This window comes from Microbacterium sp. Se5.02b (assembly GCF_019464375.1).
Classification (GTDB): domain Bacteria; phylum Actinomycetota; class Actinomycetes; order Actinomycetales; family Microbacteriaceae; genus Microbacterium.
This window is the reverse complement of record NZ_CP080491.1, coordinates 3,881,205-3,903,099: the sequence shown is the minus strand read 5'-3', so window position 1 is coordinate 3,903,099 and position 21,895 is coordinate 3,881,205. Positions and strand designations below refer to the sequence as shown.

Annotated in this window: 22 protein-coding genes and 3 pseudogenes; 13 read left to right on the top strand and 12 right to left on the bottom strand. The window is 68.5% G+C overall.

Going from position 1 to position 21,895, the window contains the following annotated elements:
- Positions 1–76 precede the first annotated feature (76 nt).
- Genes rpmB through rpsN form a run of 3 tightly spaced genes read left to right on the top strand, consistent with a single transcriptional unit; the run spans position 77 to position 792 of the window.
- Positions 77–313: a 50S ribosomal protein L28 gene (rpmB, locus tag K1X59_RS19560; protein ID WP_017203559.1), complete on the top strand. Its 237-nt coding sequence runs from the start codon at positions 77–79 to the stop codon at positions 311–313.
- Positions 313–483, top strand: a complete 171-nt coding sequence (rpmG, locus tag K1X59_RS19555) for a 50S ribosomal protein L33 (protein WP_017203558.1) — start codon at positions 313–315, stop codon at positions 481–483. Before rpmB ends, rpmG begins: the two co-directional genes overlap by 1 nt.
- 3 nt (positions 484–486) lie before the next feature.
- A complete protein-coding gene (rpsN, locus tag K1X59_RS19550; protein WP_017203557.1) occupies positions 487–792 on the top strand; it encodes a 30S ribosomal protein S14 in 306 nt (101 codons plus the stop codon).
- 83 nt (positions 793–875) lie between these two features.
- Here rpsN and K1X59_RS22145 read toward each other — a convergent pair whose 3' ends face one another.
- Both K1X59_RS22145 and K1X59_RS22140 read right to left on the bottom strand, forming a co-directional pair.
- Positions 876–1,193: a hypothetical protein gene (locus tag K1X59_RS22145; RefSeq protein WP_244632224.1), complete on the bottom strand. Its 318-nt coding sequence runs from the start codon at positions 1,191–1,193 to the stop codon at positions 876–878.
- Complete coding sequence (locus tag K1X59_RS22140; protein WP_244632223.1) at positions 1,190–1,702, bottom strand: triacylglycerol lipase; 513 nt, start codon at positions 1,700–1,702, stop codon at positions 1,190–1,192. Before K1X59_RS22140 ends, K1X59_RS22145 begins: the two co-directional genes overlap by 4 nt.
- A gap of 150 nt (positions 1,703–1,852) precedes the next feature.
- Between K1X59_RS22140 and K1X59_RS19540 the strand changes: the two genes are divergently transcribed.
- The 3 genes from K1X59_RS19540 (at position 1,853) to K1X59_RS19530 (ending at position 5,116) form a co-directional block, all read left to right on the top strand.
- Positions 1,853–2,449 carry a TetR/AcrR family transcriptional regulator gene (locus K1X59_RS19540; protein ID WP_183151264.1) on the top strand — a complete coding sequence of 199 codons (597 nt, stop codon included), beginning with the start codon at positions 1,853–1,855 and terminating at the stop codon, positions 2,447–2,449.
- A 280-nt stretch (positions 2,450–2,729) separates the two neighbouring features.
- Positions 2,730–3,017 (top strand): HU family DNA-binding protein, encoded by a 288-nt coding sequence (locus K1X59_RS19535; RefSeq protein WP_017203554.1) that lies wholly within the window; start codon positions 2,730–2,732, stop codon positions 3,015–3,017.
- 86 nt (positions 3,018–3,103) lie between these two features.
- Positions 3,104–5,116: a cytochrome c oxidase assembly protein gene (locus K1X59_RS19530; protein WP_220173757.1), complete on the top strand. Its 2,013-nt coding sequence runs from the start codon at positions 3,104–3,106 to the stop codon at positions 5,114–5,116.
- A gap of 18 nt (positions 5,117–5,134) precedes the next feature.
- Here the strand turns inward: K1X59_RS19530 and K1X59_RS19525 are convergent, their stop codons facing one another.
- Positions 5,135–6,217: a hypothetical protein gene (locus K1X59_RS19525; RefSeq protein ID WP_220173756.1), complete on the bottom strand. Its 1,083-nt coding sequence runs from the start codon at positions 6,215–6,217 to the stop codon at positions 5,135–5,137.
- Positions 6,218–6,332: 115 nt separating this feature from the next.
- Here K1X59_RS19525 and K1X59_RS22615 point away from each other — a divergent pair.
- Positions 6,333–7,717, top strand: a pseudogene (locus tag K1X59_RS22615) (ATP-dependent RecD-like DNA helicase).
- 6 nt (positions 7,718–7,723) lie between these two features.
- On the opposite strand, the gene K1X59_RS19515 reads toward K1X59_RS22615, so the two are convergent.
- Together K1X59_RS19515 and K1X59_RS19510 are read right to left on the bottom strand one after the other, a co-directional pair.
- Positions 7,724–8,371, bottom strand: coding sequence for a heme oxygenase (biliverdin-producing) (locus K1X59_RS19515; protein WP_183151263.1), 648 nt, complete (start codon positions 8,369–8,371; stop codon positions 7,724–7,726).
- A 48-nt stretch (positions 8,372–8,419) separates the two neighbouring features.
- The gene (locus K1X59_RS19510; protein ID WP_183151262.1) at positions 8,420–8,731 is read right to left on the bottom strand and encodes a DUF2470 domain-containing protein; all 312 of its coding nucleotides are present in this window, start codon (positions 8,729–8,731) and stop codon (positions 8,420–8,422) included.
- Between the two features lie 98 nt (positions 8,732–8,829).
- Here K1X59_RS19510 and K1X59_RS19505 point away from each other — a divergent pair, with 98 nt between their 5' ends.
- The 3 genes from K1X59_RS19505 to K1X59_RS19495 all read left to right on the top strand — a co-directional run bounded on the left by K1X59_RS19505 (position 8,830) and on the right by K1X59_RS19495 (position 11,833).
- A complete protein-coding gene (locus K1X59_RS19505) occupies positions 8,830–10,122 on the top strand; it encodes a serine hydrolase (RefSeq protein ID WP_220173755.1) in 1,293 nt (430 codons plus the stop codon).
- Positions 10,123–10,159: 37 nt separating this feature from the next.
- Positions 10,160–11,176, top strand: coding sequence for a magnesium/cobalt transporter CorA (gene corA, locus K1X59_RS19500; protein WP_183151261.1), 1,017 nt, complete (start codon positions 10,160–10,162; stop codon positions 11,174–11,176).
- A gap of 81 nt (positions 11,177–11,257) precedes the next feature.
- Positions 11,258–11,833, top strand: a complete 576-nt coding sequence (locus K1X59_RS19495; RefSeq protein WP_183151260.1) for an isochorismatase family protein — start codon at positions 11,258–11,260, stop codon at positions 11,831–11,833.
- A 253-nt stretch (positions 11,834–12,086) separates the two neighbouring features.
- Here the strand turns inward: K1X59_RS19495 and K1X59_RS19490 are convergent, their stop codons facing one another.
- Positions 12,087–13,463 (bottom strand): APC family permease, encoded by a 1,377-nt coding sequence (locus K1X59_RS19490; RefSeq protein ID WP_220173754.1) that lies wholly within the window; start codon positions 13,461–13,463, stop codon positions 12,087–12,089.
- Positions 13,464–13,700: 237 nt separating this feature from the next.
- Between K1X59_RS19490 and K1X59_RS19485 the strand changes: the two genes are divergently transcribed.
- A complete protein-coding gene (locus tag K1X59_RS19485; RefSeq protein WP_183151259.1) occupies positions 13,701–14,351 on the top strand; it encodes an MIP/aquaporin family protein in 651 nt (216 codons plus the stop codon).
- Positions 14,352–14,425: 74 nt separating this feature from the next.
- Here K1X59_RS19485 and K1X59_RS19480 read toward each other — a convergent pair whose 3' ends face one another.
- Positions 14,426–15,412 carry a LacI family DNA-binding transcriptional regulator gene (locus K1X59_RS19480; protein WP_220173753.1) on the bottom strand — a complete coding sequence of 329 codons (987 nt, stop codon included), beginning with the start codon at positions 15,410–15,412 and terminating at the stop codon, positions 14,426–14,428.
- 113 nt (positions 15,413–15,525) lie between these two features.
- On the opposite strand from K1X59_RS19480, the gene K1X59_RS19475 reads away from it, so the two are divergent.
- Both K1X59_RS19475 and K1X59_RS19470 read left to right on the top strand, forming a co-directional pair.
- On the top strand, positions 15,526–16,851 hold the full coding sequence (locus K1X59_RS19475; RefSeq protein WP_220173752.1) for an MFS transporter: 1,326 nt from the start codon (positions 15,526–15,528) through the stop codon (positions 16,849–16,851).
- Positions 16,848–18,617, top strand: coding sequence for a glycoside hydrolase family 2 protein (locus tag K1X59_RS19470; protein ID WP_183151257.1), 1,770 nt, complete (start codon positions 16,848–16,850; stop codon positions 18,615–18,617). Before K1X59_RS19475 ends, K1X59_RS19470 begins: the two co-directional genes overlap by 4 nt.
- 14 nt (positions 18,618–18,631) lie before the next feature.
- Here the strand turns inward: K1X59_RS19470 and K1X59_RS19465 are convergent.
- The 5 genes and pseudogenes from K1X59_RS19465 to K1X59_RS19455 all read right to left on the bottom strand — a co-directional run bounded on the left by K1X59_RS19465 (position 18,632) and on the right by K1X59_RS19455 (position 21,833).
- Positions 18,632–19,812, bottom strand: a pseudogene (locus K1X59_RS19465) (thiolase family protein).
- Positions 19,809–19,922, bottom strand: coding sequence for an SDR family oxidoreductase (locus tag K1X59_RS22125; protein ID WP_258567239.1), 114 nt, complete (start codon positions 19,920–19,922; stop codon positions 19,809–19,811). The pseudogene K1X59_RS19465 and the gene K1X59_RS22125 overlap by 4 nt, the downstream one beginning before the upstream one ends.
- A 115-nt stretch (positions 19,923–20,037) precedes the next feature.
- Positions 20,038–20,379: pseudogene (locus tag K1X59_RS22120) on the bottom strand (SDR family NAD(P)-dependent oxidoreductase); the annotation flags it as partial.
- Positions 20,376–20,582, bottom strand: a complete 207-nt coding sequence (locus K1X59_RS22115) for an SDR family NAD(P)-dependent oxidoreductase (RefSeq protein ID WP_258566953.1) — start codon at positions 20,580–20,582, stop codon at positions 20,376–20,378. The pseudogene K1X59_RS22120 and the gene K1X59_RS22115, both read right to left, overlap by 4 nt.
- Before the next feature lie 51 nt (positions 20,583–20,633).
- On the bottom strand, positions 20,634–21,833 hold the full coding sequence (locus K1X59_RS19455) for an acyl-CoA dehydrogenase family protein (protein WP_183151256.1): 1,200 nt from the start codon (positions 21,831–21,833) through the stop codon (positions 20,634–20,636).
- Positions 21,834–21,895 lie beyond the last annotated feature (62 nt).

Below are 21,895 nucleotides of genomic sequence, written 5' to 3'. Positions count from 1 at the left end.
GGCGTGGTGGGGTTGCGTGCAGACAAGGGATCTTGGGTGAGGCCGTCCGGTCTCACGGTATAGAAGGAGTCACATCATGGCAGCAGTGTGCCAGGTGACCGGAGCTGTTCCCGGCTTCGGACACAACGTCTCGCACTCGCACCGCCGGACGAAGCGTCGCTTCGACCCGAACGTGCAGAAGAAGACGTATTTCGTCCCGTCGCTCGGTCGTAAGATCACGCTCAACGTGTCCGCCAAGGGCATCAAGGTGATCGACGTCCGCGGCATCGAGAACGTCGTCAAGGACCTCCAGGCGAAGGGTGTGAAGCTCTAATGGCCAAGAAGGCTCAGGACGTCCGTCCGATCATCAAGCTGCGTTCGACGGCGGGTACGGGTTACACGTACGTGACCAAGAAGAACCGCCGCAACACCCCCGACCGCCTCGTGCTCAAGAAGTACGACCCGGTCATCCGTCAGCACGTCGAATTCCGAGAGGAGCGTTGATCCATGGCTAAGAAGAGCAAGATCGCGCGCAACGAGCAGCGCAAGGTCATCGTCGAGCGCTACGCCGAGCGTCGTGCCGAGCTGAAGAAGACCCTGATCGACCCGAACGCCACCGACGAGGCCCGCGAGGCCGCCCGCGTCGGCCTGCAGAAGCTGCCGCGCAACGCGTCGCCGGCTCGCGTGCGTTCGCGCGACGTCATCGACGGCCGCCCCCGCGGTGTCCTCACGAAGTTCGGCATCTCGCGTGTCCGCTTCCGTGACATGGCGCACCGTGGCGAGCTGCCCGGCGTGACCAAGTCGAGCTGGTAAGTCGCAACTGAAAGGGCGAGGATCTTCGGATCCTCGCCCTTTTCGCGTCTCCCGGCCCGGCGCGCCCTCTCCGGTTCCCGACGTCACGCGACGGATGTCGTGGTGTGTGCGACCGCCCAGGCGAGGGCGTCATCGGCGATCTCCTCCCACCCTTCCTGGCTGACCAGCCGGTGCGTGCGGCCGGGGTACTCCTTGTGGTCGACGGTCGCGGGACTCCCCGTCGAGCGGTACTTGCGCACGATCGCGCGGCCGATGGCCGGCGGCACGACATGGTCGATCTCGCCCGTGATGATGTAGAGCGGGGCGCGGTCGGCGCGGGCGTAGTCGACGTGCGTCACGCCGCCCTTCTCGTCGAACGCCGATGTCACGCCCTCGAAGAAGACCCGGTTGTAGGAGTTCACCGCGAACTCCTCCCAGAGGCGGTCGGACGCGGCGCGGCTGAGGTCGTTGCCGAACGTGAAGTGGAAGTGGCGCTTCGACAGCGGCTTGGCGCCGTTGCGGCCGAAGGGGTTCGAGAGGATCGGGGTGCCCGTCCACAGCGTCGACAGGGGAGGGTCGTGATTCCTGCCGTCTGGCCAGGGGCGACGCCCACGTAGGCGGCCCCGACGCCGCGGTCGGCGAGCATCTGGGTGATCACCCCGCCGAACGAGTGGCCCATGATGATCGGCTTCACCGGGAGGGCGCGGATGATGTGCTCGTAGTGGTCGACGATCTGCGTCAGGCCGATGCCCTTCAGGGCGGACGGGTCGCGGCGGATGTCCTCCACTGAGCGGTCGTCGATGCCGGGCCACCCGGGGACGATGACCTCGTGCCCCTCGGCGCGGTACCGCTCGGCCCAGGTGTTCCAGCTCGCGGGGGTCATCCAGAGCCCGTGGATGAGGACGATGGGGGTCTTGGTTGCCGTGTTCATGATCTTCTTCTCTCTGTTCGGCCTCCCGCTCCGGGAGTGCGTTACGCTGATAGTAGACCGAACGTTCTATCTACTGCAAGGTATTCCCCGAATCCCTGAAGTCGTCGATCGGATGTCGCGGTTCGGATGCCACGATGAGGGAGGACCATCATGAACACCACGACGAAGCACGCCTCGACGAAGCGCCCCAGCCCCGCCCGCGCCCGGCTGGTCGACGCCGCCACCCGCCTCTTCTACGAGGAGGGCATCCATACGGTCGGGGTCGACCGCGTGATCGAGGAGGCGGGCGTCACCAGGGCCACCCTGTACAAGCAGTTCGGCGGCAAGGAGAACCTCGTGCTCGCGTACCTCGGCGGCGAGGACGAGATGCTGCGCGCGATGTTCACCGCGGCGGGCGAGAGCGTCACCGACCCCGACGCCCTGCTCGACGCCGTGGTCCAGGGCATCGCCACCGACATCCATGAACGACACACGCGCGGGTGTCCCTTCATCAACGCGGCCGCCGAGTACCCCGACGCGGACGGCCCTGTGCGCCGACTCATCGACGAGCACCGGGAGTGGTTCCGCGGCACGCTGCAGTCCGTGGCCGAGGGCGCCGGGCTGACGGACCCCGTGGATGTCGCGGCCTCCCTGGTCCTTCTCAGAGACGCCGCACTGGTCGGCGGATATCTGGACGGCGACGACCGGGTGCGTCCGGCCTTCGCACGCACGGCGCAGTCGGTGATCGAGGCGCACCGGCCGCGTTGACCGCACCGGGGAGGAGATCCGCGTATCGGAGGAGGGATTCCGGGACAGGTCCCTCCGTTGTGCAGATACCCTCCGGAAGGCGGCTCCGGGTCAGGAAACCCCCTCGAAAACTGTGACTGGAGTGACGAAAGTGACGCGACACGCCAGGTAATTGCCCAAAACCCGCGAAATGACGCGGAAAACAGGGTGGTCGTTGATACATTCAAGGCGGTCGACAGACCAGGAGCATCCGCTCCGATACCCACAACGATGCGACGGTCCTTCGTCGCTGGAGGATGACATGGCTGACAAGTCCATCACCAAGACCGAGCTCGTCGCGAGCATCGCTTCCGCCACCGGCCAGAGCCAGGCCACCGTCTCCGGTGTCCTCGACTCGCTGTTCGCCACGGTCTCCGACGCTGTTGCCAAGGGCAGCAAGGTCTCCATCCCGGGCTGGATCTCCTTCGAGCAGGTCGACACGGCAGCTCGCACTGGTCGCAACCCGCAGACCGGCGCCGAGATCAAGATCCCGGCCGGCAAGCGCGTCAAGGTGACCGCTGGCTCCAAGCTCAAGGCTGCCGTCAAGTAATCAGGCCGCACCTTCCGAAGGCCGCCCCCGTTCTGCGGGGGCGGCCTTCGTGCGTTCTCACTCCGGGGCGCGCCTAGGCTGGAGGGGTGAGTTCCCGCAGCGAGTCGACGAGTCGGAGTTCGGCGTATCGAATCGCCGGGATCGTCATCCTCCTCGCCGCGGCCCTGGTGGCCCTCGTGCTGGCCCTCCTCGTCGGCGGTGGTGCCGAGCCGCCGCTCCTGCAGGACCCCGGAGCCTTCGTGCTCTGGGGCACGCCGGTGGCCAAGCTCGTGATGAACATCTCGGGTGCCGTGATGCTCGGCTCGCTCGTCCTCGCCCTGTTCGGCTTGCGCGCGGGCGACCGGTCGTTCGACGCGGCGCTGAACATCGCCTCGGTCGGCGCCGCGGTCTTCACGGTCTCCGCCGGCCTCGCCGGGTTCCTCGCCTTCATGGCGGCCTTCAACCCGAAGCTCAGCATCGAGCGCGAGTTCGGCACGCAGCTCGGCCGGTTCCTGCTCGAGCTGCCACTGGGTCAGTCCTGGCTCATCACCACCATCTTCGGCGCGATCATCACCGTGCTCGCGTTCGCGTGGCGCTCGTGGACCCCCACGCTCATCACGGCGCTGCTCGCGGCGGTCTCGTTCCTCCCGCTCGCCACACAGGGGCACGCCGGCGACCTCGACGGCCACAACATGGCGGTCAACTCGATCCTGCTGCACACGGTCGGAGCCGCGGTCTGGCTCGGCGGTCTGCTGCTCCTCGTGCTGCTGCGCGGGCGTGGCGACGTCGACGTCCCCCGCCTCGTCGCGCGCTACTCGTCGCTCGCGATCGCGGCGTTCGCCGTGGTCGCCGTCTCGGGCGTCACTCGTTCGATCGTGGCCGTGGGCAGCTGGGATGCGCTGTGGACCACCCCGTACGGCTGGATCGTGCTCGCGAAGGTCGCACTGCTGAGCGGGATGGGGCTGCTCGGCGCGTGGTACCGTGCCCGCCTCATCCCGAAGCTCCACGGTGCGCGGGCCGCCGGGTGGTTCTGGCTCCTCGTGTTGTGCGAGGTCGCGCTGATGGGACTCGCCTCGGGTGCCGCCGCCGCGCTCGCCCGCACCCCTCCGCCCACCGGGGAGACCGCGGCGTTCTCGCAGACCCCCGCGCAGATCCTCACCGGCTCGGTGCTGCCGCCGGAGCTCACGCTCGAGCGCTGGTTCACCGCATGGGACATCGACGTGCTCTGGCTCGTGGCTGCCGGCTTCGGACTGTTCTTCTACCTCGCGGGTGTCCGGCGTCTCCGCCTGCGCGGCGACCGCTGGCCGATCCATCGCACGGTGTTCTGGGTGCTCGGGATGCTGATGCTCGTCTGGGTCACGGGCGGCCCGATCAACGCGTACCAGGAGTACCTGTTCAGCATCCACATGCTCGGGCACATGATGCTGTCGATGGCCATCCCGCTGCTGCTGGTCTCCGGAGCCCCGATCACTCTGGCCCTTCGTGCCATCCACAAGCGCGACGACGGCACCAGGGGCGGGCGCGAATGGATCATGTGGGCCGTGCACTCGCCGTTCGCGCGCGTCGTGACGCATCCGTTCGTCGCGGCGGCGATCTTCATCCTGTCGCTGTGGGCCTTCTACTTCACCGATCTCGTGCGGTGGTCGATGTTCGAGCACCTCGGGCACGAGTGGATGGTCATCCACTTCCTGCTCTCGGGATACCTGTTCGTGATGAGCCTGATCGGCGTCGACCCCGTCCCGTACCGGCTGCCCTACCCCGGGCGTCTGATCACCCTGATCGCCGTGATGGCCATGCATGCGTTCTTCGGCATCGCCATCATGATGCAAGAGGGTCTCATGGTCGCCGACTGGTTCGGAGCCATGGGCCGCGACTGGGGTGCGAGCCCCCTCGAAGACCAGTACGTGGGGGGTGGCATCGCCTGGTCGATCGGCGAGATCCCGACCCTCATCCTCGCGATCACGGTGGCGATCCAGTGGAGCCGCAGCGACACCAAGCTGCAGAAGCGCCGCGACCGGCACGCGGATCGCACCGGGGATGCCGAGCTCGAGGAGTACAACGCCGAGCTCGCCAGGCTCGCGGCGGACGATCAGCGTCGCGAGGAGCGCGGAGGCCGCTGAGGCGCCGACCTCGACCGGTCAGTCGACCGGGGGTTCGCTCGGCGAGCCGACCCTGATGGATGCCGAGCCGTCGGGGAGGATCACGATGCTGCCGTTGAGCTGGAACGGGACATCCTCCGACAGCGGTGAGATGGACCCGTCGAACAGCGACTTGATCTCCACGTCGACATGCGCCACGGCATCCGTCGTCGGGATCTGCCAGTGACCGCCGTCGGGGACGACCGTGACCTGCGGCTGACTCGCGATGGACCACTTCGGGGGTGCAGTGATGCGGTTCGTCACCCGCAGCCCGAACGGACACGCGGTCGGCTGGAGCACCTCCTGCGTGGTGCACTTCATGAGGAACTCCTGGACGCGCTGCTGCACGACCTCGACGAACTCCTCGGTCGGCGTCGTCTGCACGTCGAGCGGAGTGACGGCGAGGGGCGTATCGGCGAGCACGCCGTGGCCGGATGCGGTCGCGATCGGCGTCTCCACCGTCACGGAGTACAGCCCGGGCGTGAACACGAGCAGGGGCAGCGGGTCGAGGGGCTCGGCGTCGGCTCCGGCGGCGGACACCTGTCGGCGATCGACCTCGAACCCATTGACGGCGAACTGATCCGCACCGCGCACCGTCAGCTCCACGACGGCGAGCGGACTGGTGGTGAAGCGCCAGTTCGGTGTGACACCCGCCCATCCGTCCTGCTCGATCAGGAAGGTGCTGGTCCCGGCGTGGCCGCTGGCCTCATAGCTGACGGTCACGGCGGTACCGCCCTCGGCGGGCTTCTCGGATTCCACCTTCACGTCGGTGAGCGGCGCGAGCGCGGAACGGCGCAGCAGCGCCTCGGAGGCCGAAGGGGCGATGCCGGCCTTCTCGAGCGTCTCGCGGTCGATCGCCACGCCGGGCACGCGCAGGGCGTCGGCAGCCATCCCCGACGAGAGCAGGTCGAGGTACCGGACCACGAACGCGGACGGGCCGTAGAACTGCTGGTACAGCGTCGCGCCGCCCGCGCCGAGTGCCGCGACGAGCATCAGGCCGACGACGACGAGCAACGCCAGATCGACCCCCAGGCGTGCACGCCGAGGCGTGCGCGGGGGCGCGCTCGTCCTGGCCCGCTCCATGGCGTCAGTCTAGAAGGCGGGTCCTGAGGGGACGCCGAGCGTCGGCGGTCCGCACCGGAGCCCTGGACGTAGCATGGGGGGCGCCCCGTTTCCGCCTGCTTCCCCTGTGAGTGCCGTGTCCCTTCCCGCCCTGTCCGAGGAGCAGCAAGAGCTGTTCCGGCTCATCGAGGACACCGGCGAGCACGTCTTCATCACCGGGCGCGCCGGGACGGGCAAGTCGACGCTGCTGCAGTACTTCGCCTGGAACACGAAGAAGCAGATCGCGATCTGCGCGCCGACCGGTGTCGCCGCCCTGAACGTCGAAGGTCAGACGATCCACTCGCTGTTCCGCCTGCCGATCGGCCTGATCGGCGACGCCGACATCGACCAGAACGATGCGACCCGCCGGATCCTGAACGCCATCGAGACGCTCGTGATCGACGAGATCTCGATGGTCAACGCCGACCTGATGGACGCGATCGACCGCTCGCTGCGACAGGCCAGGGGCGCCGCGGCGAGCCGTTCGGCGGCGTGCAGGTCGTCATGTTCGGCGACCCCTACCAGCTCGCACCGGTGCCGCCGCGGGGCGACGAGGCGCGGTACGTGCAGGACCACTACCGGTCGTTCTGGTTCTTCGATGCGAAGGTGTGGGCCGGCGGCTCCGGGCTCTCCGATCAGGAGGGCCTGTTCCAGGTCGACACCCGCGCAGAGCTGCACGTCAGGGAGCTGGTGCAGATCCACCGTCAGTCCGACGACGGGTTCAAGTCGATGCTCAACGCCGTCCGCTACGGGCGGGTGACCGCCGAGATCGCCGGGGTCCTGAACACCCAGGGCGCGCGAACGCCGCCGGAGCCGGAGCCGGGCGAGGTGCCGATGATCACCCTCGCCACGCGCAACGACATCGTGAACAGCATCAACAGCCGCCACCTCGCGGCCCTCCCGGGCAAGGAGCAGACGGCGCGGGCCGAGGTCAGCGGAGACTTCGGGCGCGGGGAGGCCGCGTTGCCCGCCGAGTCGGAGCTGAAGCTCAAGGTCGGCGCGCAGGTGATGTTCCTCCGCAACGACACGGCCATGTCCGGCGAGCCGCCCCGCTGGGTGAACGGCACCATCGGCACGGTGACGCGCATCCTCGGGGGAGCGGTGCGCGTGGACATCGACGGCGAGGAGGTCGACGTCGAGCCGGCCGTCTGGGAACGGTTCCGGTATGCCTACGACCAGAACACCAAGAAGCTCACCCGCGACGTCGTCGCCGAGTTCACCCAGTTCCCGCTGCGACTCGCGTGGGCGGTCACGATCCACAAGTCGCAGGGCAAGACGTACGAGCGGGCGATCATCGACCTCGGCTCCGGCGCGTTCGCGCCTGGGCAGACGTACGTGGCGCTGAGCAGGCTGACCTCGTTGGAGGGGCTCTATCTCTCGCGGGCGTTGCGGCCCCGCGACATCCGCGTGGATGAGGACGTGCGCCGGTTCATGCGCGATGCCTGGCTGGCGGCGTCGACTCCGGAACTCCCAGGGGCCTGAGCCTGCTCAGGCGGCCACACGTGCGCGGTCGAGGTCTTCGAAGAGCTCGGTGTTGAAGCGGTAGGCGAGGAGCACCTCGTCGATCACCCGCTCGCGTTCGGCGTCGTCCCACGGTGCGGCGTCGAGCTGCTCGCGGTAGACGTCTTTGAAAGCGGCGGGGTCGGCGATGTCGTCGAACAGGTAGAAGCCGATGCCGTTGGTCTCGAACCCGAAGCGCCGGGCCATGACCCGGCCGATGAAGATGCCTCCGGAGAGGTCGCCGAGGTAGCGGGTGTAGTGGTGGGCGACGAAGCCGCCGACCCAGGTGGCGCCGACCTGCTGGATGCGCTCGACGTACCGCTGCGTGCTCGGCAGGGGCACGATCTGCGCCCGCCAGTCCTGCCCGAGGAGGAACTCCAGGTCGGCCTCGAGGGCCGGCAGGCGGGTGAGCTTGTCGCTGATGAACACCGCGGCGACCGGGTCGTGGCGCATACGGTCGCCGGCGCTCTCGAGCGCTTCGTAGATGAAGTAGTGCTGGGCCACGAGCGAGATGTAGTCCTCGCGTGAGCCCTCGCCCTTCAGGAGGTCGGACATGAAGCCGGCGGTCTCGCTGCGGGAGTGCGATCCGGACGAGCGCTCGCGCAGGGCGGCGGAGAAGGAGAGGATCTCGGACATGCACTCAGTGTAAGGCTTGCCTTACCTCAGGTGGAAGCCCGGATGTCGTCAGGCGTGCGGTCGAGGTTCCACACCGAGGCGTGCGCAGGCCTCGTCGTAGAGCGCGACGACCTCGCGGCGGACGGCGGGGCGGTCGGCGATCGGGCCTCCAGGCCACGGGACGCGCAGCTCGGAGACCGCGCCATCGGCCGTGATCTCCCACACCCCGCCCTCGCCGTCGAAGCCGGTCATCGTGGAGTCCGTGATCTCGGCGGCGGACGGGCCGAAGGCCCGCGCGATGAGGAGATTGTCGTCGGTGTGGTCGCCGTTCATGTGGCGGAGGACAGCGGTGATCACGTCGGCGTCGAAGAGGTGGGGCACGTTTCACACCCTACGCGGACACGAGAGCCGGCCGACACGATGCCGTCTTTCAGGATCGGCGTTCTAGACTCGGGAGACACATCCTCGGGGGTTCCTTCATGCAGCTTCTCTCGTCGCGCCGTCGGCGCGCCGTAGCGGCCAGTGCGGCCGGTGCGGCGCTGTTCGCTCTCATCCTCACCGGATGCACCCCCGACGACTCCTTCAGCTACACGCCACCCGCGCAGGTCGACGGTGCCCTGCCCGACGACACGGTCGCCGCGATGCAGGGGGCCGTCGACAATGCGCTCGTCGCGTCCGGGGCCTCCGGTGCGATCGTCGGCGTCTGGGTGCCATGGAGCGGCAGCTGGGTCACGGCCTTCGGCACGCAGGGCCGCGACGGCGGCGAGGTGACCACCGACATGTCGTTCCGGATCGCGGATGTGACCCGTCTGATGACGTGCGACGTCCTCTACGCCCTCGCCGACGAGGGGACCGTCGAGCTCGACGCGAACGTCGCGGACTACGTCTCGGGCGTCGGCGGCATGCGAGAAGAGGGCATCACCCTCCTCGACCTGTGCAACGGGACCAGTGGCGCCGGCTCCTCCGAGTCGAGCGTGCGTCCCGCGTGGCTCAACACCCCTGACCGGGTGTGGGCGCCGCTGGAACTGGCGGGCTTCGGTCTCGCCCGCGAGCGTGTGGCTCCGCACACCACCTTCCGCGACTCGGATTCCGGATACCTCCTGCTCGGGCTCGCTCTCGAGCGCGCATCGGGTCTGAGCGCATCGGAGCTCATCGCGGAGTACGTCACGGATCCCCTCGAGCTCACCGGCACCTCGCTGCCCGGCCCTGCCGCTGCCGCGCCCGGCGACGACCCGATGAACGGGTACTACATGCCGGGCGTCGACGGCGGGTACGCCTGCGCGACGCCGACCGACATCACCACCCTGTCCTCCAGCACCGGATTCACGGATTCCGGTGTCGTCTCGACCATCGCCGACCTGGGCCGCTACGCCCAGGCGGAGGCGAAGCAGGCGCTGCGTACGGAGGACAAGCCGGACCGCTTCGGCGCACCCCTGCCGGCCGCCGACGGCGCGCCGTCGTGGTACCAGGCCACCGGGGGCGCCTACCTCGTGGGGTCGATGATCGGCCAGCACGGGTGGGTTCCCGGGTACGCGACCGCCGCGTACTCCGACCCTGCGACCGGATTCACGGTGGCCGTGGTGTTGAACGACTCGACCCTGGGCGCACAGTTCGCGCAGCAGCTCTCCTGGGAGCTCGCGGCGATCGCGTCCAAGGCCCCGGCTGCTTCCGGGCAGACGGTGCCGGAGTTCGGGCTGCCGTTCACGGCTGAGCAGTACCACAAGGCGATCACGGATGCCGCGGTCGTCTGCGTCGAGCCGGCCGCGGGATGACGACGCCCTGATCGGCGGTCGAAGCGGGAGGGCGACGATGGCCATCATCGACAACGCGATCTACGTCGACGGCGTGCGCACGGAGAATCCGCAGAGCCTCAGTGAGACGTTCGAGCGCATGCGGGAACGTGGCGGGATGAGCTGGATCGGCCTCTACCGGCCGAGCGAAGACGAGATCCGCGAGGTCGCGGACGAGTTCGGGATCCACGCCCTGGTCGTCGAGGATGCGCTGGCCGGACATCAGCGCGCCAAACTCGAGCGCTACGGCGATGTGCTGTTCATGGTGCTGCGTCCGGCCCGCTACCTCGACGACCTCGAGGAGGTGGAGTTCGGTGAGGTGCATGTGCTCGTCGGACCCGATTTCGTGGTGACCATCCGCCATGCGGAGTCTCCCGACCTCGCACGGGTGCGCCGACGCCTCGAGAACGATCCGGCGCTGCTCTCGCACGGACCCGAAGCCGTGCTCTACGCCATCCTCGACGAGGTCGTCGACGAGTACGCCCCCGTGCTCGCCGGTCTCGAGAACGACATCGACGAGATCGAGAGCCAGCTGTTCGAAGAGGACACCGATGCGACGCAGCGCATCTACGACCTGGGCAGGGAGGTCATCGACTTCCAACGGGCCACCCAACCGCTGGCGGCGATGCTGGAGGCACTGCTGCGCGGCTCGGACAAGTACCGCGTCGGCGAGGAACTGCAGCGGTACCTGCGTGATGTGCTGGACCACACCCTGCGCGTGAGCGACCGCGCCACCACGTTCCGCACCGTGCTCGACAACGCCCTCACGGTCGAGTCGACGATCGTCGCGCGGCGGCAGAACGAGGAGATGCGGCGGATGACGGAGCTCAGCATCCGCCAGAACGACGAGGTCAAGAAGATCTCGGGATGGGCGGCGATCCTGTTCGCCCCGACGCTGGTCGGCACGATCTACGGGATGAACTTCGATCACATGCCCGAGCTGCACTGGGTGCTCGGCTACCCCATGGCGATCGGCCTGATGGTCGCGCTGGGTTTCGGCCTGTACGCCGCCTTCAAGGGCAAGGGGTGGCTCTAGCGCGTACGACGGCGGGAAGCCGCTGCTTCCTGGCAGAGGAGCGTCTTGCCCGCGCGGGCACACAGACGCGACGATGAGCGTATGACCTCATCGACCGACACCGCTCTGCTCGTGATCGATGCACAGGAGTCCTTCCGCCGACGAGCCGACGACTGGGCGGAGACGGCGAACCCCGCGGTGCTCGACAACATCGCACTCCTCGTGGCGCACGCCCGTGGGGTGGGCGACCCGGTCGTGTGGATCACGCACTCCGAGCCGGGCAGCGGTGGAGTCTTCGACCCCGCGCAGGGGTTCGTGCGGGTGATCTCCGAGCTCGGTCCCCATGAGTCCGAAGCGGCGATCACCAAGACCACGATCAACGCCTTCGCCTCGACCGATCTGCACGAGCGGCTTCAGCGCGCGGGTGTCCGCCGCGTCGTGATCTGCGGCATCCGCACGGAGCAGTGCTGTGAGACGACCGCACGCGTCGCGGCCGATCTCGGCTACGAGGTGGAGTTCGTCACGGATGCCACCACGACCTCGGCCATCCCGGCGGACGGCGCTCTCGAGGCCGTCTCGGGCGGCGACATCATGCGTCGCACCGAGAGCATCCTCTCCGCCCGCGGATTCGCCACGATCGTCCGCACGCGCACACGGGTCGGCGCCGCAGCCGTGTGAGGGCTGCGGCGCGACGCGGGTGGCTCAGTCCTCGGAATCGGCGTCCTCGGGGTCGGCCTCGGGCATTCCCGGCCCGGGACCCGGCCGCACCGCCGCCTCCGGGGCGATGTCGATGCGCGTGTTGCCGTCGTGCTCGCTGACCTCGATGCGGGGGCCGCGTCGGCTTCGGTGGCGTCCGGGGCCGTGGTCAGCTGGTCGTGGCGGTTCTCCGCACTCGTGACCTCGTCGTCGGGTGTGTGTGCAGGCGTGGTGTTCATGAGGTTCCCTCCTGGTTGTCGACGGCGACGCCGCCGGGCCGGTTGTTGCGCTTCTCGGCGTGCTTCCTGCTCCAGCGGGCGACCACGTAGAGCACACCACCCACTGCGAGCAGGATCGCGCCGAAGAGCCAGACGATCGGACGCTGCTGCGTGAGCAGCAGGATGCAGGATGCGACGCCGAGCACGGGGACGAACGTCCACACCCGGAAGTGATCCTGTTCGACACGGTCGCGTCGCAGGACCAGGACCGATACGTTCACGCTGAGGAAGACGACCAAGAGCAGCAGCACGACCGTCTCGGCGAGTGTCGCCAGATCACCGACGAGGGTGAGTCCCATCGCGACGAGGGTCGTGGTGAGGATCGCCACCCACGGCGTCTTGCGCTTCGGCAGCACCCGCCCGAGCGCGGACGGCAGCAGGCCCTGCTCGGCCATGCCGTAGGTGAGCCTGCTGACCATGATCATCGTGAGCAGGGCGCCGTTCGCGACGGCGATGAGGGCGATCAGGCTGAAGAGCCAGGACGGGATGCTGACGCCCGTGGCCTCGACCACGGCGAGCAGGGGTCCGCTCGACTCCTGGAGCTCTGCGGGTGGCAGGGCGATCGAACTCGCCAGGCCGACCAGCACGTAGACGGCTCCCGCCGTGAAGAGGGCTCCGAAGAGGGCGCGGGGATAGGTGCGCCGCGGGTCCTTGACCTCTTCGATCATGTTCGCCGACGTCTCGAAGCCGACGAAGGAGTAGTACGCGATGACCGCGCCAGAGAGGACCGCGACGGCGACGCTCGTCCCTTCCGGCGCCTGCGTCACACGCGACACGTCGCCACCGCCCCCGCCGACGAAGATCGCGACCACGGCGACGACGATCACGAGCCCGCTGAGCTCGATCGCCGTCATCACCAGGTTCGCGCCCATCGATTCGCGGATGCCGCGGGCGTTCAGAAGCGCGACGACCGCGAGGAACACGATCGCGACCGGGATGGTGGGCAGATCGACGAAGGTGCTCAGGTAGTCGCCCGAGAACGCGATCGCGAGACCCGCGGCGCTCGTGACGCCGGCGGCGAGCATGCTGAATCCCACCAGGAACGACACGAGAGGGCTGCGGAAGGCCCGCTCCGCGAAGACGGCGGCACCCCCGGCGCGCGGATACTTCGTCACGAGCTCTGCGTAGGAACCCGCCGTGAGCAGTGCGAGCAGCAGCGCCAGCAGCAGCGGGGCCCACAGCATCCCGCCGACCTTCGCCGAGAGCACGCCCATGAGCGCGTAGATCCCGGCGCCGAGCACGTCGCCGAGGATGAAGGCGAAGAGGAGGGGGCCGGTGATGGCCCTGCGCAACCGGGTCGGTGTCTCGGCTCTGGGCGCGATCTCGGTCGTCATCCTTGCACGCTACGAGTGCGCCAGACGCCCCGCCACGGGGTTGACATCCACCGGCGCGGCCCTGCTCCTGCCGGCGATCGCCCGGGTTCAGCGGATTCACAGCGTTCCCGCGCGGCATCCTCTCGCGGATGCGAGCCCAGCGATATCCTCAGTGCCGCAACGGGGGGTGTGTCGACCGGGGTTCGCGGGGCGAACGGGTGACCTCCTCACTACGGAATCCCAGAGAAAAGGGCTCTCATGACTGGTACGGCACGCAAAGCGCTCGCAGAGGCGATCGCCACCTTCCTCTTCGTCCTCGCCATCATCGCGGCGGTGAACAGCGACAGCCCGCTGACGCCGCTCGCGATCGGCTTCACCCTGATGGTGCTCGTGTTCTCCACGGGGCACATCTCGGGTGCTCACCTCAACCCGGCCGTATCGGTCGGCGTGTTCCTGCGCGGCGGTCTCAGCGTCGCCGACTTCATCGCGTACCTCATCGCACAGTTCGTCGGTGGCGCGGTGGCTGCACTCGTCAGCATGACGGTCTGGCCGGTCGGCGAGGAGGCCATGGTCATCGAGGTCGGTCCGGCCTTCCTCGTCGAGGCGCTGTTCACGCTGATCCTCGTGTGGGTCGTGCTCAACACCGCGACGTCGAAGGACACCGCCGGCAACTCCTTCTACGGTCTCGCGATCGGTGCGACCGTGTTCGTCGGCGCGGCGACGGTCGGCTCGATCTCGGGCGGCGGGTTCAACCCGGCCGTGGCGCTGGGCCTCTCGGTCAGCGGCCACTTCGCCTGGAGCTCGCTGTGGCTCTACATCGTCGCTCCCGTCGTGGGTGCGGTGATCGCCGCGATCCTGTTCCGCGTGCTGAACACCGACGACGCCAAGAAGATCGCTGCGGCGGAGTAACTCCCGCTGCACGCACGAAGCGCCGCATCCTCCCCGGAGGGTGCGGCGCTTCTATGTTCCCCGGTGGTCATCGCTCAGTCGACCTGTGAGCTCTCGCGCTCCTCGATCGTGAAAGCGACGGCGTCCACCCGCGGCACCTCACCGCGCACCGACGCGACGGCTCGTCGGGCGATCTCATGCTTGTCGGGCGACACGGTCGTCAGCCGGGGCGTGGAGTAGCGTCCTTCTGTGATGTCGTCGAACCCGGCGACGGCGATGTCGGCGGGAACTCTGAGGCCGCCGTCGTGCAGCGCCCTGAGCACACCGATGGCGACTTCGTCGGTGACGCAGAACACGGCGTCGATGTCTTCCCCTGCCGCGATCCGACGGACGAGCCCCATGCCGGCGTCGTAGCCGTCTCGGGTCGTGAAATCCTCTGCGTCGGCCTCGGCCACAGCGGGCAGCTCGGCCGCGCTCAAGGCGGAGAGGTAGCCCGTCCGGCGCAGCTCGTTGAACCGAGGCGCGGGGCCCGCGACCCCGACGTACGCGATCCTCTCGCGTCCTGAACGGATCAGGTGCTCCACCACCGCGGTGGTCGCGGCGACGTTGTCGATCGCGATCGAGGCGGTCTCGGTGCCGGCGAAGTGCTCTCCGATCAATGCCAGGCTGATACGTGCGCTGATGGTCTCGATGTCGGCGGGCGTGAGCTCGAGGGGGCTGGCGATCATCCCGTCCGGCTGGAGGGCGATGACGCGCTCGATCTCGGCCAACTCGCGCGATCGCGAGCCGTGGGTCTGGGCGACGACGGTACCCATCCCGTGGGCCGCGGCTTCTTCGACGATCAGGTTGCACAGCTCGCCGAAGTACCCGACGCCCACTTCCGGGATGATGAGCGCGACCACGTCGCTGCGGCCAGTGCGCAACTGACGGGCCGCGTGGTTGGGGACGTAGCCGAGTTCCTCGATCGCTCGCTGGACCCGTGCGCGCACGTCGTCGCTCACGTACGGGAATCCGGTGACGACGTTCGACACGGTTCGTCTCGCCACGCCCGCACGGCGGGCGACGTCCATCTGGGTGACCACGGCATCTCCTCTGACGCCGACAGTAGCAACTCGCGTGGCTCATGCCGAACCGGCTATCGTTGGCGGGTATTGCCACGTGGCAATACCCGCTGATCCTGCGAAGAGGAACGACGATGAAGTCATCTCCGGCCCCCTCGGGCCCCCCGCCGACGGGTGGTGTGGATCGACGCCTCGGAGGGCGTGTGTGGGCTGCCCTCCTGGTCATCGGGCTGGTAGGTCAGATCGCGTGGACCGTCGAGAACATGTACCTCAACGTGTTCGTGTACGAGCGGATCACTCAGGATCCGACGATCATCGCCCTCATGGTCTCTCTGAGTGCGATCGCCGCCACCGTCGCCACCCTCATCGTCGGTGCGTGGTCGGACAGGATGGGCAAGCGGCGGGCCTTCGTCGCCGTCGGATACGTGGTGTGGGGCGCCTGCACGGCGGCTTTCGGGTTGCTCTCCCCGGAGGAGGGCGTCGTCGCGGCTCCGTACGTGTTCGCCGCCGTCATCGGGATCGTGGCGCTCGACTGCCTCATGAGCATGATCGGATCCGGGGCGAACAACGCCGCTTTCGGCGCGTGGGTGACCGACGTGACCACTCCGCAGACGCGTGGCCGTGCCGACGCGGTGCTCGCGGCACTTCCCCTGATCGCGATGCTCCTCGTCTTCGGCGCGCTCGACGGGTTCAGCCGTGCGGGGGAGTGGCGGGCGTTCTTCGGGATCGTGGGCGTCGTGACGGCGATCTCCGGGATGATCGCCTGGGCGCTGATGCGCGATGCGGGGCAGCTGGGCGGCGCAGCAGGCACTGCCTCGCTGAGCACCCGGCTCCTCCTCGGATTCCGTCCTTCGACCGTCCGGGCGAACGCCCCGCTGTACCTGTCGCTCGGGATGCTGGCGGTCATCGGAACAGCGGCCCAGGTGTTCCTGCCCTACGTGATCATCTACCTCCAGTACGGGCTGCAGGTCGAGTCGTACGCACTCATCCTCGGTGTCTCGCTCGTCGCGGCAGCGGCGATCAGCGTGCTCGGCGGCATCCTGATGGACCGGATCGGGAAGAGCCGGCTGCTGCTGCCGGCGACGATGCTCTTCGCGGGCGGGCTCGTCCTGATGTTCTTCGCGAAGGACACGGTGTCCGTGATCATCGCTGCTGCTCTGGCACTGGGTGGCATGATGCTGGCGACCGCGTCCGTCTCGGCGACGGCGCGTGACGAGACCCCGGACGGACAGGCGGGAATGGTCCAGGGGCTCCGGATGGTGATGGGCACCATGATCCCGATGGTCGTCGGGCCGTTCATCGGAGCCTGGGCGATCGTCAGCGCGGGGAGCACCTACGTCGACCTCGGCGTCGCGCGCCCGGTACCCGGTCCCACGATGTTCGTCGCGGCCGCCGCCGTGCTCCTCGTGCTCCCGCTGCTGGCGACCTGGCGCGCCCGACTCGAGAGGCGATCCCGATGACGGAAGCCGTTCCGTTGAGCGAGTATCCGCGTCCCCAGCTGCGGCGCGACGGTCATACCGTGCTCAACGGATGGTGGGACTGCGCCTTCACCCCGGCCGGGGTGGCACCCGACGAGTGGGATCAGCGCATCCTCGTGCCGTTCTCCCCGGAGACCGTCCGGTCCGGGGTCGGACGCCAGCTGCAACCCCACGAGGCCCTCTGGTACCGTCGCCGCTTCACGCACACGGCACACGACGGGCATCGTACGATACTCCATTTCGGTGCTGTCGACCAGTCGTGCCGCGTGCTCGTCGACGGTGTCGAGGTCGCCGCTCATGTCGGGGGCTACCTGCCGTTCGCGATCGATGTCACCCAAGTGTTGCGTGAGGGAACCGCGCACGAGATCGTCGTCGAGGTGCGCGACCTGAGCGAGACCTCGCATCACGCGACCGGGAAGCAGCGGCTGCGTCGTGGCGGCATCTGGTACACCGCCCAGTCGGGCATCTGGCAGACGGTCTGGATGGAGCAGGTGCCGCAGGTGCACGTGGTCGGCCTCCGGTTGCGGACGCCCGATGTGCGGACCGGGATGTCGACGGCCATCGTCGAGGTCTCCGTCGAATCCTCCGACGGCTCAGCCGCACCGTCGTCGGTCACCGTGCGCGCGGGGAGTCGGATCATCGCCGCTGTCGACGCGACATCGGGTTCGACGGTGAGAATCCCGATCGATCAGCCGCGGCTGTGGACGCCCGAGGACCCCTTCCTCTACGACATCGATGTGGTCCTGGGCTCCGACCGGGTCGCGAGCTATGTCGGAGTGCGCAGCGTCGATGTCGCTCCCGACCCGAAGGGCATGCCGAGACTCCGGCTGAACGGCGACCCCTACCCCCACATCGGGGTGCTCGATCAGGGGTACTGGGAGGATTCGCTGTACACGGCACCGGACGACGACGCCCTCGTGCGTGACATCGTGTCGATGAAGGAGCTGGGCTTCACGATGCTCCGCAAGCACATCAAGGTCGAGTCCTTGCGCTGGTACCACCACTGCGATCGGCTCGGGATGCTGGTGTGGCAGGACGCGGTGAACGGAGGGGCGGCCTATCGGCCCTGGGTCATCACGACCCCGGTCGTCTCGCCCCGCATCCGCCTCACGGACCGGTGGCATCGGATCTTCGGCCGCGCCGATGGTGCAGGTCGTCGGCAGTTCCTGCACGAGCTCGACGAGATGGTTGCCCTGCTCCGCAACTCTCCCTCGGTCGTGACGTGGGTGCCGTTCAACGAGGGCTGGGGGCAGTTCGATGCGGCGCGCGTGGTGGAGCGTCTGCGTCGCGGCGACCCTGACCGCGTGATCGATCATGCCAGCGGATGGCATGACCAGCGCGCGGGAGATCTGCGGAGCCTGCATGTGTACTTCCAGCCGATCCGTCCCGCCCGGTGGTGGGGACGTGACGGCCGCGCACTCGTCGTGTCGGAGTTCGGCGGATACAGTCTGAGGCTCCCGGGGCATCGCTACCCGCAGCGGGAATTCGGTTACCGGCGCACCCGCTCCCGCGAGGAGTTCACGCGCGCGTACGAGGAACTGCACAGACGCGAGGTGCTCCCGGCGATCGAGCAAGGCCTCTCGGCGACCGTCTACACGCAGCTCGCGGACGTCGAGGACGAGTCGAACGGGCTGCTGACGGCTGATCGCACCGCGCTGAAGCCGGACGGCGACACGGTGCGCGCTCTCAACGCGGAGTTCCGTGCGACTTTCGCCGCGGCGACTCGAGAACCGGTCCGCCGATCATGACCGGAGGCGGTAGGTCATCGTTCGATCAGCAGCGCCGTGCCCTGGCCCACGCCGACACACAGGGTCGCTGCGCCGCGGAAGTGATCCGCCTCCATCATGCGCGAGAGCAGCGTGACCACGATCCGGGCACCCGACGAACCGAGCGGATGCCCGAGGGCGATCGCACCGCCCCACTCGTTCACGAGAGACGGATCGAGCCCGAGCTGATCGATGCAGGCGAGAGCCTGAGATGCGAACGCCTCGTTCACCTCCACGGCTGCGAGGGAGTCGGTGCTCCATCCGGCTCTGTCGAGCGCCTTCCTCGTCGCCTCGACCGGACCCATGCCCATGATCTCGGGGTGGACCCCGGATGCGGCATGCGTGACGATCCGAGCCAGCGGCGTCAGTCCGTGGGCGCGGACGGCGGCCTCGCTCGCGAGCAGGAGGGCGGACGCGCCGTCGTTGAGGAGCTGGCGTTGCCGGCGGTGACGACGTGGCCGCCGGTGACCACGGGACGCAGCCGGGCGAGCGCCGCCGCACTCGTGTCGGCGCGGGGGCCCTCATCGCTCTTGACGAGTCCGTCGGGGGTCGGGACCGGGACGATCTCGCCCGAGAAGAGGCCGCTCGCCGTCGCGGAGAGCGCGCGGCGATGGCTCTCGAGCGCGAAGGCATCGGCACGTTCCCTGTCGATGCCGAATCGTTCGGCGACGAGTTCGGCGGTCTCCGGCATGCTGAGCGTGACCCCGTCCTGCGAGGCGAAGCGAGGGTTCACGAATCGCCAGCCGATGGACGTGTCGAATTGGGTTCCCGGCCCGGCGAACGCGCGCTGCGGTCTCGCCTGCACCCACGGGGCGCGCGACATCGACTCGACGCCTCCCGCGATCATCACCTCCGCTGCGCCCGACGAGATCAGAGCGTGCGCCGTGGTGATCGCCGTCATTCCCGAGGCGCAGAGTCGATTGACCGTGAAAGCGGGAAGCGACACCGGCAGCGCGGCGAGCAGCACCGCCATCCGCGCCACGTTGCGGTTGTCCTCTCCGGCCTGGTTCGCTGCGCCGAGGACGACCTCGTCGATGGCGTCAGGGTCGATACCGGAACGCTCGACCACGGCCCGGACCGCGAGGGCCGCGAGATCGTCCGGTCGCACGGCCGAGAGGCTGCCTCCGAAGCGGCCGACGGGTGTTCGTACGCCCGCGACGATATAGACAGCGGTCATCGTGCGCCTCCGTTCACGTACAGGGTCTGGCCGGAGACGTACGCGGCGTCGTCGCTCGCGAGGAAAGCGATCACGGCCGCGACATCCTCCGGACTCCCGACGCGCCTCAGGGGCGTCTGCGCGGCGGCGCGCTCCTGATGTGCGGCGGCATCCGGTCCCGACCCGCTCTGCGGTCTGCGCGGTCATCGACGTGGCGATGTATCCGGGCGCCACCGCGTTCACCCTGATGCCGAACGGACCGAGTTCGATCGCGGCGGTCGCGGTCAAGCCCTGGATCCCCGCCTTCGCCGCGGCGTAGTTCGCCTGGCCGCGGTTGCCCAGAGCGGAGCGGCTGGAGAGGTTCACGATGGCTCCCGTCTTGCCGGGTGTCATCCTGCGCTGGGCCGCCTGGATGCCGTGGAAGGCGGAGGTGAGGTTCGTGCTCAGCACGAAGTCCCAGTCGGCCGGATCCATGCGGAACAGCAGATCGTCGCGTGTCGCTCCGGCGTTGTTGACGAACACGTCAAGGCGGCCTTCCTGGTCGACGAAGGCATCGACGGCTCGTTCGACCTGCGCGGGGTCGGTCATGTCCGCACCGAGCCCGATCGCGAATCCCCGGCCGCCCTGACCGGTGCCGTGCGGGTGATCGCGGCTGCCGCATCGACGGCCGCGTGACGGTCGAGGTCGACGATCGCCACGCGAGCCCCCTCCGAGGCGAGACGGAGGGCGCTCGCGCGACCGATCCCTCGGGCGGCGCCCGTGATCATCGCGGTTCTTCCGATGAAGCGCATCGAGATTCTGCTTTCTGTGCGGGTCGTGCTCTGGCAGGGAGGGGGCTGACTTCAGCGGAACGCCGACATCCCGGTGATCTCGCGACCGATGATCAGGGATTGCACGGTATCGGTGCCCTCGTACGTGTAGACGACCTCCATGTCCGTGAGGTGGCGCGCGACGTGGTTCTCGAGCAGGAGGCCGTTACCGCCCAGGATGTCGCGCGCCTCCGAGCAGACCCAGCGACCGCGCTCGGCCGTGAACATCTTGGCGATCGAGGCCATCGGACCGGTGAGGGAACCCTGCTCCTGGAGCTCGGCGAGGCGGAAGCACATGAGCTGCATCGCCGTGATCTCGGCGAGCATCTTCGCGAGTCGTTGCTGCACGATCTGGTGCGCTCCGAGCGGCTTTCCGAACTGGACCCGAGTGCGGGCGTATTCCACCGCGATCTCGTACGACGCCATCGCGTGCCCTGTGGCCTCCCACGAGGCGCCCGACCTGGTGCGCGCCAGCACGGCACTGGCGTCGCGGAACGAGGTCGAACGGGCGAGCAGGTTCGCCGCGGGGACACGCACGTCGTCCAACACGATGTCGGGCTGCAGGATGGCGCGCTTGCCGATCTTGCCGGTGATCACCTCGGTTCGATAGCCCGCGGGATGGCGTCCGTCGGCCCCCTTCTCGATGATGAACGCCTTGACCTTGTCGTCGGCGGTGTCCCGCGCCCAGAGCACCACGACGTCGGCGATGTGACCGTTTCCGATCCATCGCTTGGCTCCGGCGAGAACGTACTCGTCGCCGACCCTGGTCGCGCTGGTCTCCAGAGCGACGGAGTCCGAGCCGTGGTCGGGTTCGGTCAGGGCGAACGCGCCGATCTTCTCGAGGCGGGCCATAGGAGGAAGCCAGCGCTCCTTCTGCTCCGTCGACCCGAGCAGGTCGATCGTGCCCATCGCGAGTCCGGACTGCACGCCGAGGAACGTGTTGATGCTGCCGTCTCCGCGGGACATCTCCAAAGCGACGAGACCGGCGGCGAGCGGGCTGAGGCCTGGGCAGCCGTGACCGCGGATGGCCGTGCCGATGACCCCGAGTCCCGCGAGATCTGGAACGAGCTCGAAGGGGAACTCCGCACGTTCCCAGTACTGGTTGATCAGGGGGAGGACCCGGTCGTCCACGAAGCGCCGGACACGCTCGACGACCTCGCGCTCACGATCGTCGAGGCGGTCGTACAGGCGTAGGGGGTCGGTCGTCGACCGGGCTGCGGTGAGTAGAGACATGTCGTCGTCCTTCAGAGCTTGCATTCCGATGCTTTCGGTGTAATCCTTACACTAAATACCCG